General features: G+C 56.8%; 10 protein-coding genes and 1 pseudogene. 8 read left to right on the top strand and 3 right to left on the bottom strand.

Features of this window, described 5'->3' with window-relative positions:
- Window positions 1-35 precede the first annotated feature (35 nt).
- The 3 genes and pseudogenes from N4J17_RS00490 to N4J17_RS00500 all read right to left on the bottom strand — a co-directional run.
- Window positions 36-350, bottom strand: a pseudogene (locus N4J17_RS00490) (transposase); the annotation flags it as partial.
- Window positions 351-455: 105 nt separating this feature from the next.
- Entirely contained in the window at window positions 456-2,186 is a 1,731-nt protein-coding gene (gene recJ / locus N4J17_RS00495) for a single-stranded-DNA-specific exonuclease RecJ (protein ID WP_277458329.1), read from the bottom strand.
- 145 nt (window positions 2,187-2,331) lie between these two features.
- Window positions 2,332-3,144 (bottom strand): hypothetical protein, encoded by an 813-nt coding sequence (locus tag N4J17_RS00500; RefSeq protein ID WP_198322445.1) that lies wholly within the window; start codon window positions 3,142-3,144, stop codon window positions 2,332-2,334.
- An 845-nt stretch (window positions 3,145-3,989) separates the two neighbouring features.
- Between N4J17_RS00500 and N4J17_RS00505 the strand changes: the two genes are divergently transcribed.
- The 8 genes from N4J17_RS00505 to N4J17_RS00540 all read left to right on the top strand — a co-directional run bounded on the left by N4J17_RS00505 (window position 3,990) and on the right by N4J17_RS00540 (window position 12,296).
- Complete coding sequence (locus N4J17_RS00505) at window positions 3,990-4,817, top strand: ABC transporter permease (RefSeq protein WP_198322444.1); 828 nt, start codon at window positions 3,990-3,992, stop codon at window positions 4,815-4,817.
- Window positions 4,818-4,819: 2 nt separating this feature from the next.
- Window positions 4,820-6,082 carry an ABC transporter ATP-binding protein gene (locus tag N4J17_RS00510; RefSeq protein WP_198322443.1) on the top strand — a complete coding sequence of 421 codons (1,263 nt, stop codon included), beginning with the start codon at window positions 4,820-4,822 and terminating at the stop codon, window positions 6,080-6,082.
- Window positions 6,083-6,091: 9 nt separating this feature from the next.
- The gene (locus N4J17_RS00515) at window positions 6,092-6,748 is read left to right on the top strand and encodes a polysaccharide pyruvyl transferase family protein (RefSeq protein WP_232470361.1); all 657 of its coding nucleotides are present in this window, start codon (window positions 6,092-6,094) and stop codon (window positions 6,746-6,748) included.
- 61 nt (window positions 6,749-6,809) lie between these two features.
- Window positions 6,810-7,364, top strand: a complete 555-nt coding sequence (locus tag N4J17_RS00520; RefSeq protein WP_232470360.1) for a polysaccharide pyruvyl transferase family protein — start codon at window positions 6,810-6,812, stop codon at window positions 7,362-7,364.
- A 42-nt stretch (window positions 7,365-7,406) separates the two neighbouring features.
- Window positions 7,407-8,201, top strand: a complete 795-nt coding sequence (locus N4J17_RS00525) for a sulfotransferase family protein (RefSeq protein WP_198322442.1) — start codon at window positions 7,407-7,409, stop codon at window positions 8,199-8,201.
- Window positions 8,202-8,253: 52 nt separating this feature from the next.
- Window positions 8,254-9,279, top strand: coding sequence for a glycosyltransferase (locus N4J17_RS00530; protein ID WP_198322441.1), 1,026 nt, complete (start codon window positions 8,254-8,256; stop codon window positions 9,277-9,279).
- 146 nt (window positions 9,280-9,425) lie between these two features.
- Window positions 9,426-10,436 carry a glycosyltransferase family A protein gene (locus tag N4J17_RS00535; RefSeq protein ID WP_338457620.1) on the top strand — a complete coding sequence of 337 codons (1,011 nt, stop codon included), beginning with the start codon at window positions 9,426-9,428 and terminating at the stop codon, window positions 10,434-10,436.
- Between the two features lie 27 nt (window positions 10,437-10,463).
- Entirely contained in the window at window positions 10,464-12,296 is a 1,833-nt protein-coding gene (locus N4J17_RS00540; RefSeq protein ID WP_277458331.1) for a glycosyltransferase family 2 protein, read from the top strand.
- Window positions 12,297-12,301 lie beyond the last annotated feature (5 nt).

Below are 12,301 nucleotides of genomic sequence, written 5' to 3' on the forward strand. Positions count from 1 at the left end.
CGCCGCCAGCCGATCCGCGCGCCGTTCGATCCCGGGAACAACGCCGCGAGTTCCTGCAAAGGATTGGCGCGAAAATCGCCGATCGCGCGATGCTTGGGAAAGTGCCGCACTCAGCAGGCTGAAGGTCACGTCTTCGTGCAGTTTCCGGGCGATCTTGCGCAAGGTGAACACACCAGTGGCATCGCCATAGATCAGCACCTTGACCATCGGCGCCGAATGAAACGGCCGGTTGCGCAGCCCGCCCTTCCCGTGGCGCGCATGAAATGCGCTCAATTCCAGGGTCCCCGCCGTGTCGTTGATGTCGTACGCAAGGTGGCCTTCGGGCAGCCGGTCTTACCGGGGGCCGGCAGTGGAAAACTCTGCTCCGGACGGTAGGGGGGTCACGGGTCGCCATTCGTTTTCCACGCATCGGGCCGTTTTTCGATGACTTCTCGATCGTTCTGCCCCGCACATTCCTAGGACACCGGCTCCATATACTCGATGCCGAGTTGAAGGCTGGAAACGCCCCGAAACTCGTTGACGTCCAGCCGGAAGGCTGCGCGCAGCCGACGGCATCCCAGCCATTCCGGTGGATCAGCGACGAAGAACGCAATCCCTTCCACTTGGCGCGCCGCACCAGGCACCTGGAGCCTCAAGCGAAGATGCTTCTCACCGACGATCCGCATACCCAGCACCTCGAACTCCCCGTCGAACAAGGGTTCGGGGAACCCCTGCCCCCAAGGGCCGGCATCGCGCAGGCAGCGCGCTGTATCGAGATGGAAGTCGGCCGCCGGCAGCTCCCCATCCGTGACCACCGTATGCTCCAAGTCCACCCCTTCGAGCAAATCCGCAACTTCCGCCTCGAATGCCGCCGTGAACGCCGCCAGCCGGCTCTCCTCGATGGTGAGGCCGGCCGCCATTGCGTGGCCGCCGAAGCGAACGATCAAGCCGGGATGGCGGGCCGAGACCGCACACAGGACGTCACGCACGTGCACCCCGGAGATCGACCGCGCCGACCCTTTAAGCAGACCGTCCTCGCCCTGTGCGAACGCGATCACCGGCCGATGCAGCCGGTCTTTGATCCGCGAGGCCAAAATACCGATCACCCCCTGATGCCAAGCGGGATCGAAGACGATCGCGGCCGAGCCGGTCCGAGGGTCGGATTGCTGCGGGATCGCGATCTGGAGCATCTCCCAAGCCTCGGCCTGCATCTGGGCCTCGATCGTCTTCCGCTCGCGGTTCATCTGATCCAGCAGCTCCGCAAGCTCCCTCGCCGCGACCATATCATCCGCCAGCAGGCAGGCGATACCCAGGCTCATGTCGTCCAGCCTGCCGGCCGCGTTCAGCCGCGGCCCCAGCGTGAATCCAAGGGTACCCGCTGTCGGAACGGCCGCGCCCCGATTCCTATCGGCCACCTCCAGCAGCGCCTGGATGCCCGGGCAGGCACGCCCTGCGCGAATGCGCTGCAATCCCTGATGCACCAGGATACGGTTGACCCGGTCCAGGGGAACCACATCCGCCACCGTTCCCAGTGCTACCAGGTCCAGCAATTCCGCCAGGTTGGGCGGTTGCCGAGCGCCTTCGAACCAGCCGCTCTCGCGCAGGCGGCTGCGCAGTCCCGAAAGCACATAGAAAATGACGCCGACACCGGCCAGCGCCTTCCCGGGAAATTCGTCGCCTGGCAGATTGGGGTTGACGATAGCATCCGCCGCGGGCAGCGACTCCCCAGGCAAGTGGTGATCGGTGACCAGCACCTTCATGCCCCTCGCCTTGGCCGCCGCCACGCCCGCATGACAGGCAATGCCGGTATCCACGGTAACAAGCACATCGGGGGGAGTGGCGCTGCCACGACATATCAGTTCGACCAGCTCCGGTGTGAGACCATAACCGCAAGTAAACCGATTGGGCACGATGAAGGACACCTGCTCCGCGCCCAGCGCCCGCAAGCCCCGCATCGCCACCGCGCAGCTCGTCGCACCGTCCGCATCGAAATCGGCCACGATCATGATCGACTTCTGCCCGCGGATTGCAGCTTCGAGCTCCGCCGTCATCGCATCCATGCCTTTCAACAACGAAGGCGGCGGAAGTTCGTTCAGCGAGCGCCCCAAATCTTCGGGCACGAAAACCGAACGGCTTTGGTAAAGGCGGGTGAGCAGGGGCGAAGCATCCGGCGGCTTAGCCTGTGGAAACGGCTCCGCGATGCACACGGCAGGGCCACTCCCGTTACCGGCGTCGGCAGTCCGCGGACGACGGACGATTCTTTTTTTTATTGGATAGTAAAGCTTGATCATCGATAAGCCGAAAAAGCTCAATCATCCGACACGGAGCCCAATAAAACTGAGCGATCCCTATTCAAGTCGCTCCGGCCGCAAATTTCAACATGTTATTAGCAAATTCAGGGTATCCTGCAAATTTCCTTGTTACCGAATCACGAAAATACGAAACGAATGAATCACTGTGATCATACTTGGACTCTACGGAACACGCCTTTAATGCTATCGAAGCCCATTCGGCATTCGGGGTCAGGCAGAGAAATTTCTCCATATCAACCAATACATTCCAGCCGAGATCAAATTCAAAAAAATAATAAAAACGATCCGGCCTTGATGATTGAAGCCTCTTAAACCAAAGAATTTCGTCAAGGATCAACTCCAGCACATCTTCTTCGGACGGCTGCTCGAGCTCCCGACCAAACAAACCGACATGCCCGGTCAAAATGTTTGATTTGGAACAGTCCATGGGATTTCTTATGGGCATCAAAAACCTTATCCTTGGTTCCTTCTCGAGCAACTCGAAGAGTTCAACACCACTCGACCGGATATGATTAGATATCCGTAAAGATTCCTTCCAAAACAAGCTGTCAATATTTTCTTTCACTAAACCGAGAGCCGCCCCCCTGAAAAGAGTTGACGTATTGTATTTCTCATCAAAGGCATGCGAGTGAATTATAGACCCACCATACTGCCCTCGCATCCCCCCTTTCGATATATAGATAGAGTAACGCAAGAAATTCTGGAATACCTTATAATCATAGCTCGCAATCCAGTCCAGCCTGCCATCCCCAAATATTCTTTGGCCGCCGTGATTCAGCACTTGACATTTAGGATGGAGAAATAGAATGGATGCGGTCAACGTCGTCAGATTGCGGTAAGGCCCCAAGGCCATACATACCGTCCGCACCGAATCCGTATTGATCGCTCTTGATCTCACTAAATCCCATTATTTACGAAATCCATCTACTAACAACTTAAAGTCAATCACCATAAAAAAACCAAAGTCAGTATGAAGACAAAAATTTCATTATCACCGCATTCAGGACACCACGCCAATACGTTAAGCTTTGGGAAACGCTGCGCACCCCAAGAATACCTTTAGTCAAACCCAATCCACCGCAGGCCGAGCGGAGTCGAAGCTCGCGACAGATCGCTTCGACTCCCTTCAACCTCGCTCAGGGCTAGCCGCTCAGCGGACAACACGACTTGACGGGATCGATCCCATAGACTGTGAGACAACCCCCATTATCAAAACGCAGTTCCTACGCCTGCTACGGTTCCACTCTCTCTTCGGACCAAAGATATGCCGAACCGATCAAGCCGCATCAAAGCGGCTTGTCGCTCCTTAAAAGCGAACTGCTCGAACGATCCGACACGCATTCCAATGAGCCCGGCGCCTCGGCGCGATCTGCTCCTCTTTGGTCTATACGCGGCCGCGCATACGGTAATCAGCGGACTCTTGGACGCCCTCCGGCATTTCCTGGTAAAATTTGCGTCCGATAGACGCCTGCGATGCCACATCTAGAGCGCAAGGGCGTGGTGGCGAGGCATAAATAGTATCATCGGCACGTCCTTCACGTTACACGCGGGTACGTTGCCGTTGATTTTATCCTCATTATATTCCGATAGGAATCATCAGCAACCCGAAAAAGAATAACAATCACCGAAATCAGTTCATTGAAAACGCCCAACTTAAACGCGCTCGAAAACTTTACTTTCACTGCAAATCCAATCTCCGTGTCCAGCCATCCAGAAATCATCATAGAAGCAGGAAAAAGCGAACGCCATTACTGGAGAGATGTCTGGCGTTACCGTGAGCTGTTTTATTTTCTGGCCTGGCGCGACATTCTGGTCAGGTATAAACAGACCGCGATCGGTTTAGCCTGGGCGCTGGTCCGGCCTTTGTTCACCATCATCGTGTTCACTCTGATTTTCGGACGGCTCGCCCGCCTTCCCTCCGAAGGAGCGCCCTACGCCGCCCTGGTATTGGTGGGGATGATTCCCTGGCAGTTTTTCGCGAGTGCGGTCAACGAAGCCAGCCTTGGCCTTGCGAACAAGGAGAACATCATCACCAAGGTCTATTTCCCGCGCATCATCATTCCGATCAGCGGGGTCATCGTCAATTTGGTCGAACTCGCCGTCGGGCTGGCCATGCTGGCCGTGTTGCTGGCCTGGCAGCAGGTCGCGGTGACCCTGAACATACTTTTCCTGCCGCTCATCCTTCTGTTGGCCCTGCTGCTCACTTTCGGTTGCGCCGTCTGGGTTTCCGCATTGAGCGTACGCTTCCGCGATTTCCGCCAAATCGTGCCGTTCGCCTTGCAGATGGGCCTCTATATTTCGCCCATCGCCTACAGCGCGGCGATCATCCCCGAGCGCTGGCGCGCCTGGTACGCGCTCAACCCTTTCACCGGGATCATCGAGGGACTGCGCTGGTCGGTCTTTGCCAATTCACCAACGCCACCCGTCCAGGAGCTTGCAATATCGCTGGGCATGGCCACCCTCGCAACTGCCAGCGGCATCGCCTATTTCCGCAGCATCGAAAAGCGTTTCGCCGAACTGCTCTGAACATGTCTTACGCAATCCAAGCCGAATCCGTCGGCAAGTCTTTCATCCTCCACCATCAGCGCAACCGCCCCAACGACAGTCTACGGGACGCCCTGGCCGGCTCGTTATCCCACCTCAGCCGTTCCCTCCTCCGCCGCGCCCGCAGAAACCAGCGAGACGAGACGGAAGAATTCTGGGCACTGAAGGACATCTCTTTTCAAATCCGGCCCGGCGAAAGAATCGGACTCCTGGGCCGGAACGGCGCGGGCAAATCGACCCTCTTGAAAATTCTCTCGCGCACGCTGGAGCCTTCCACCGGCAGGATCAGAATCCGGGGACGCATCGCCAGCCTGCTCGAGGTGGGCACCGGTTTCCATCCTGAATTGACAGGGCGAGAAAACATCTACTTCAATGGCGCCATGCTGGGCATGTCGAAGGCCGAAATCAGCAGGAAATTCGACGAAATCGTCGAGTTCGCCGAGGTCGAGCAGTTCCTCGATACCCCGGTCAAGCATTACTCGTCCGGCATGTATGTCCGCCTTGGCTTTGCCGTCGCGGCCCATATTGATCCCGAGATTTTGATCGTTGATGAAGTCCTTGCTGTTGGTGACGCCCGATTCCAGAAAAAATCCATCGGAAAAATGCACGAAATCGGACAGGAAGGGCGCACCTTATTGTTCGTCAGCCACAACATGAATTCCATCATGCAATTGACGCAGCGGGCATTGCTGCTCGATCATGGAAAAATAGTTTGCGATTCTGATACCAGCCAAACCATTACCAAATATTTAAGTGCCGAGGCCACCGAAGACGGTCGCTTGCCATTGAAAACCAAAGTTGATTGGCTTCGTGGGCTAAACTTCCGATGGCTACGGGAAGAAACCGCTGCAGGCTTCAATAAGCCGCTGAATTTTGCACTAGGATTTATCACGACGCAGCGCGCCTTTCGGCTTGTATTCACCCTCAGTTTCATAAACACCATTGGGGCACTGGTACTGACATGTAAAGCTCAACTGGATGATCTCGAACCTGGACTACATCGATTCGGCCTCCACATTAGGGACCACCATCTGACGCCCGGCACCTATTTTGTCAGACTTGACTTATGGGGCTCCGAGGAACACCTTTTCGAGCAAGAAAACATTATTACCATCGATCTATTTGCGGCCAGCACGGACGATCGCCTGATTCAAAATATCAGTAGGCGCAGAGGAGACAAACTGGGATGCTACGCCCCCATTGCACTTCAAATTCTCCCCGCATCAGAAAGCCATCAACACGATTAACGAATAGCCATGCGATTGCCCCGTGTTCTTTTTACACGCCTTCCGACAGACACTCGCTATCCATTCGAAGGCCAACTGCCTTTTTCGGACAGCATGCCACGCCCGGCCCGAACATCCTTACGTAATATAGAAACGAATGTTTCGCTCACCGAAAATACCGGTAACATGCTTATCGGCGAGTCACTGAGCCGAATCCTTGAAATTGACCGTGCCCGATCCTGCCATCTAAACCTCACGCGACTACTGGCACTAGGATGGAGTGCTGAGCGTATACGGGACGAAATCCGCAAACACTTCGATCTAGTTGTGTTCCTTATGGCAAATGCTATCAGGCAGGATTTCGACCTGGGCGACCTTGCCGATGCTGTCAGCGCACTCGAAACCGACCTCATGGTTTTCGGCATCGGCATGCAGGATTCTCTACCTCCGACACTTTCGACCTTACCCGAAGGTTCGCAACGGCTGTTGTACCTATTTGACCAGAAGGCACTGATCTTCGGAGTGCGAGGAAGAGAAACGGAAAATTGGCTCCATAGCGTGGGATTCAGTCGCGCAAAAGCACTTGGATGCCCGAGCCTTTATGTGTATCCGCAGAATATGCTTGCCGTGGCCCCCCCCCTCAGGGGGAAACACTGCCACAGCGATTGCCTCTGGACACCTCACTAACCCGTCGCCGCGAAGTCAGAAACTGATCTCGCTGTTCCGTGACACTAAAAGCCACTACATCATGCAGGACGAGCTCCTGACCATCGCACGCACCTGCAAGGGCGACGAAAGTCTGTACAACGATGCGACCGGTCGAGTCCGGACGGAGCTTTGCAAGCCGGTATTGGAGCATATTCTTGGCAGCAAGATTCCATTCGACAATTTCTGGTATTTTCAAAATCTTGATGCATGGCGGGTTTTCTGCACCCAAGCGGATTTCTATCTCGGGGATCGGTTCCATGGCGGGATAGTGGCCATGCAAGCCGGAATATCAGCCATTTTTATCTGGAACGATCAACGTGCTCGCGAACTGACCGACTTTTTTGCACTGCCGAATATTTCTGTTGCCGACATCGGCGACGCCAAAGCGCACGACCTGGTCGATCACTTACTCACCCAGCAAGCATTCACGGAGTTCCGAGACACATATAAGCAACGGCTGGATCTTTTCGCACGCACTCTCGGCGAGCATGGACTCCGTCTTGATATTGGCGATCAATACTCCACACCCAAAAGACATAATGCGCGACAAATCGTCCATAAGGCATACAATAAATTTTTTCCCCGGTTCAATTGAATTACGCATCCGCCTCCATTCCCACCGATCCCAGAAAAAAGCATGGCCTTCCATAACAGATTGACCAGCATCGAACGCGCAAGAGTTACGATCACGAAACTCACCTGCCCAATCACCCGCAATGCCTTGCGCGCCATTCCACTCACGGATTTCATCTTCGGAGTTTATGTATCACGCCGCTATCGCTATGTGTATATCGACAACCCAAAGACCGGATGCACCTCCCTGAAATCCGCCATGGCCGAATTGGAACTTCGGGGAAGCGAGAGCAATCTCGATCCACTGAATCCGGAGGTCATTCATTATGATGCGTCTCCGCTCAAGTCTTTCGCACCCATTTTTCCAAACCCGACACTAAGCAGCTTGGCAGCACAAGGGTACCGTTTCGTCACTTTCGTGAGAAACCCTTATCAGCGCTTGCTTTCCTGTTATCTGAATAAATTCGACAGCAATGCGACGATGGATAATCCTCAGGCTCGGAGGATGCCTCATGGTACAGCGCCAGGCGATTTTTTGGAATTCATCGAAGCGGTCGTCGGACAGACCGATCAAGAGATGGATCCGCACTGGCGAAGCCAGACGATCAATATCCATTTTGGCAGGATTACCTACACCCATATCGGGCGTTTTGAAAACTATGCGCTCGACTATAAGGCGACGTTCGAAAAACTGGGTATTCCGCACACGGACATCCCACAGCTTCGACACCTCAACAAGACGAAAGCAGGCCGCAGCAGGCTTCGCGAATTCTACGACGAGAAGAGCCAGGAAGCGGTTTACGCCAGATACCGTGATGATTTCTCCAATTTCGGCTACTCCTATGAGCTTCCCGATTAGGCCCATCGTATTTACCGTGTAGCTTTTGTTTTGCGACTCACAGACACGACTCGTGACGACTCAGGTACCTGCACCACGAATTACTGTTCTGCTTCCCGTCTACAATGGCGAAATATATCTGCGCGAAGCTCTGGAAAGCATCCTGATTCAGACTTACGCGGATTTCTCACTGCTCGCGATTGATGATGGTTCGACGGATTCCAGTTTGGAAATCCTTCGATCCATCAAGGACCCTCGCATTTCGGTGAAGGTCAATCCTACGAACAAAGGGCTGATCCGGACGTTGAATGAAGGCCTGGATCTCATTCAGTCCGAGTATATCGCCCGCATGGACGCCGACGATATTGCGACACCCTACCGGTTGGAGGAGCAATTGGCATTCATGGATGCCCACCCGGACGTCGGATTATGTGGCGGGTACTATGAGCGATTTACCGACACCGAAAGCATCGTGGTGCGCCCTCCAACCACTCATGAAGACATCAGTTATGCGCTGATCTTCGACAACGTGATGGCTCACAATACCGTGATGTTCAGGCGCAGCGTGCTGGAGCATTACCGGCTCAGATACGATCCGGCATTCGCCCACGCCGAGGATTACGAATTATGGGTCCGTTTCGCGCGTTACAGCCGTCTCGCCAACCTGCCCCGCGTGCTGGTCCGGTACCGCTTTCATCCCGCCAATACCAGTTCCCGCTTCAGGCAGGAGCAGCAGATCGCCGCGGCGAAGATAAGGCATATCCACCGGACCCATCTCGGGCTCGAGCCCCAGGCCGCCGATGCCGTGTTGCATCGGCAACTGTTCGACATGCGCTTCGAAGGCGGTTTGCCGGAGCTGAAGGCGGCGGGCATCTGGCTTGCGAAGCTCTATCGTGTCGGCGTCCGGCGTTGCCGCCAGCACCCCTTGAAGACTTTTCTCGAATTCAACAGACTGTGGTATTCAGCCTGCGGCAGGCTTGCCGATCAAGGCCTGCAAGTGTTCGTTCAGTTCCTCCGACAGCCGTTCGGTATTCTAGGAAATCCGGCATACACGCTGAAGCTGGCCTACCGTTGCTGGAAGCGTATCAAAATCGCGTGAGACACGACGGCGACTACTTGTTATCCTTCGCGTCAGCCGTACCAACGACATTGTATGATTGCCCGTTTCACAGTGCATAATGGACCCCCCATGTCCGCCACCGCGACATGACACATCGTTTCAGCCCTCCCGGCCCAACCCCGCGCGTGACCATCCTTATGCCGGTCTATAACGGCGAGAAGTACCTCGCCGCCGCCATGGAGAGCATTCTCGGCCAGACCTTTCGAGACTTCATCCTGCTGATCATCGACGATGGGTCGAGAGACGCCAGCCTCGCCATCGCCCAGTCCTTCGGCGATCCCCGCGTGCAGGTGGAGCGGAATCCCGAGAATTTGGGGCTGGTGAAAACGCTGAACCGGGGACTCGACCTGGTGCAGACCGAGTTCGTGGCCCGGATGGATTGCGACGACATCGCACTTCCGGAACGCCTGGAAAAGCAGGTGGCTTTCCTGGATGCGAACCCCGCAATCGGCATGTGCGGAACCGCCTACGAACTGTTCCACGAGTCGCTCCGGCAAACGATCCGCCCGCCGTGTCGGCACGAGGAGATCGTTTACGGGCTGCTCGACGATAATGTGTTTCTTCACAGCTCGGTGATCGTACGTATGGAGGTCCTGAACCGCCACGGCCTCCGCTACCGGGAGGACTATCGGCACGCGGAAGACTATGAGCTCTGGGCTAGGCTCGCCCGACATACGTACATCGGCAACCTGCCCCAGGTCCTGGTGCGCTACCGTTCCCATCCCGAAAACATCAGTAACACCAACAAGGGGGAACAGATAGCCACCCGCGACCGGGTAAGACTCGAACATCTGGAATCGTTCGGATTGGCGCCTGCGGCCGATCAAAAGATGCTCCACATCGACCTGTTTTCCCTCGCCTTTCAGGGCTCCCCGGACCAGCTGGCCGAAGCCCGCCACTGGCTGGAAACGCTGGCACGGGCAGTGTCCGACCGATGCGGCATTCCATTGGGACGGCTCCATCGCGATTTCGCCCTGCTGTGGTATTCGGCCTGCGGACGCTCCGCTCACCATGGCCCCACCGTCCTGTTGTCTTATCTGAACTCGGCGATGGCCTGGAAAGGCCCCAAAAGCTATATACTCAAGCTGCTTTTTCGCTGCCTGATGCGTCAACCCATCCCGGCTGTCACGAAGTAGCCCGACTCCCCTCCTCCGTACCCCTCGATGCGTACCGTCCGTTTCCGGATCCGCCCGACGATCCCTCGCCATACCCTGATGCCAGGATTCCTGAAGCGCTCGCGCGTGGTGAAAACCTTGCGCTACACCGCTCTGGCGATATTCGGTCTTCCGTTCATCCCCATCTACCGGCAACCCCTGGGACAAGCATTGAAGCGCGCGCTGGGCATGGTGCTGGCCGGGGAGGTCAAGAAGCCAGCCATGCTGCTCCTGGGCACCTTGAATTACACTGTGTTTTATGCCCTCTGGGTCCGCCATCCCTGGGGCGAGGCGAAGATACGCTCCAAGGTGGAGATCTCCCACACGCACACGCTGGAGATCGCATTCATCGTCGGCTCCACCGGTTCGGCGTCTCCGGAAGACATCGAGGTGACGCTGGAGTCGATCCGCACCCAGGATTTCCAGGGCCTCGTCAGCCATGTCGCCGTCGTGGAACCGGACCTGCCGCCGCTCACATTCCGGCCGGTCGTGCCGGAAGGTTCGGAATTCGTGTGTTTCCTGCAGGCGGGAGACAGACTCACCCCCGATGCAATCAGCCGGGTCGCGGCATGCATGGACGGCTATCCGAAATTCAAACTGATCTACAACGACCACGATTACTTGATCAAGGGCAAACACCGCTGTTTCGCCGAGTTCAAACCGGATTGGAACTACGAATTTTCCCTGGCTCGGTTTTACCTCCAGACGCCGGTTTTCTTCAGCGCCGCCAGTCTGGAAAAGCTGGGGTTCTCGAAACTCTCCGGCCCCTGCTCCCTCCCCGAAGTCGTATTCAAAATCTACGAAAACCACGGCAGCGAAAGCATCGCCCACATTCCCGCGGTTCTCTGCCATCACCCGTACTCCCGCCGCGAGGACTGCAGTGGGGAACTCGACGTCTACGGCAAGGCGGTTGCGGCCCATCTGGCACGGCGCGGGGAGCCAGCGAGGATAGAACGCAGCCGGGAAGCGACCCGCGGCCTTTCGGTCCATTTCCCGCCGACGCCGGACCGGCCGCTGGTCTCCATCATCATCCCGACCCGGAACCGGGCCGACCTGCTGCGTAATTGCATCGAAAGCATCGAAACGCGCACGGCGTACGACCACTACGAGATCCTGGTGATCGATAACGGCAGCGACGAAGCGCAGACGCTGGAATACTTCCGCGAGATCGCAGCCCACGGGGTACGGGTGATTCCAGACCCCAGCCCATTCAATTTTTCGACCATCAACAACCGGGCGGCCGAACATGCCCGGGGGCAGTATCTGGCCTTTCTGAACAACGACATCGAGGTGATCAGCCCAGAATGGCTGGGTGAGATGCTCGGCCTCGCGGCCCGGCCCGGGATCGGCGCCGTGGGCGCGCGCCTGTGGTACCCGAACGACCGTCTGCAGCATGCCGGCGTGATCCTGGTCGGGGGGGTGGCCGGGCATGCCCACAAGTTCCTGCCGCGCGGATTGCCCGGCTACTGTGACCGGGCGGTGCTGCTGCAGGAGTTCTCTGCCGTCACCGCAGCCTGCATGGTGATCCGCAAGACGAGCTTCGCCGACATCGGCGGCTTCGACCCGGACCTAGCCGTGGCGTTCAACGACGTAGACCTCTGCCTGCGCCTGAAAGCCGCCGGCTACCGGAACGTCTGGACGCCCGCCGCGGAACTTTACCACCACGAATCCTTGAGCCGCGGCAACGACACCGCGCCGGACAAGATCGAACGGTTCCTGCGGGAATGCGCCTACATGCGCGAGCGCTGGGGCGATTTTCTGCGCAACGACCCGGCTTACAGTCCCAACCTGGCCTGGGACAACTACGACTTCTCGCTGAGCTGGGAACGGCCGAAATTCTAAGAACC

The sequence above is a fragment of the Methylococcus capsulatus genome (genome assembly GCF_036864975.1).
In the GTDB taxonomy this organism is placed as follows: domain Bacteria; phylum Pseudomonadota; class Gammaproteobacteria; order Methylococcales; family Methylococcaceae; genus Methylococcus.

What these genes read in the sequence shown, in the direction of transcription:
- N4J17_RS00515 (WP_232470361.1), top strand. Translation starts at nt 6,092, where the DNA reads ATGCGATTGCCCCGTGTTCTTTTTACACGCCTTCCGACAGACACTCGC.
- N4J17_RS00525 (WP_198322442.1), top strand. Translation starts at nt 7,407, where the DNA reads ATGGCCTTCCATAACAGATTGACCAGCATCGAACGCGCAAGAGTTACG.
- N4J17_RS00500 (WP_198322445.1), bottom strand. Translation starts at nt 3,144, where the DNA reads ATGGCCTTGGGGCCTTACCGCAATCTGACGACGTTGACCGCATCCATT.
- N4J17_RS00520 (WP_232470360.1), top strand. Translation starts at nt 6,810, where the DNA reads ATGCAGGACGAGCTCCTGACCATCGCACGCACCTGCAAGGGCGACGAA.
- N4J17_RS00540 (WP_277458331.1), top strand. Translation starts at nt 10,464, where the DNA reads ATGCGTACCGTCCGTTTCCGGATCCGCCCGACGATCCCTCGCCATACC.
- N4J17_RS00510 (WP_198322443.1), top strand. Translation starts at nt 4,820, where the DNA reads ATGTCTTACGCAATCCAAGCCGAATCCGTCGGCAAGTCTTTCATCCTC.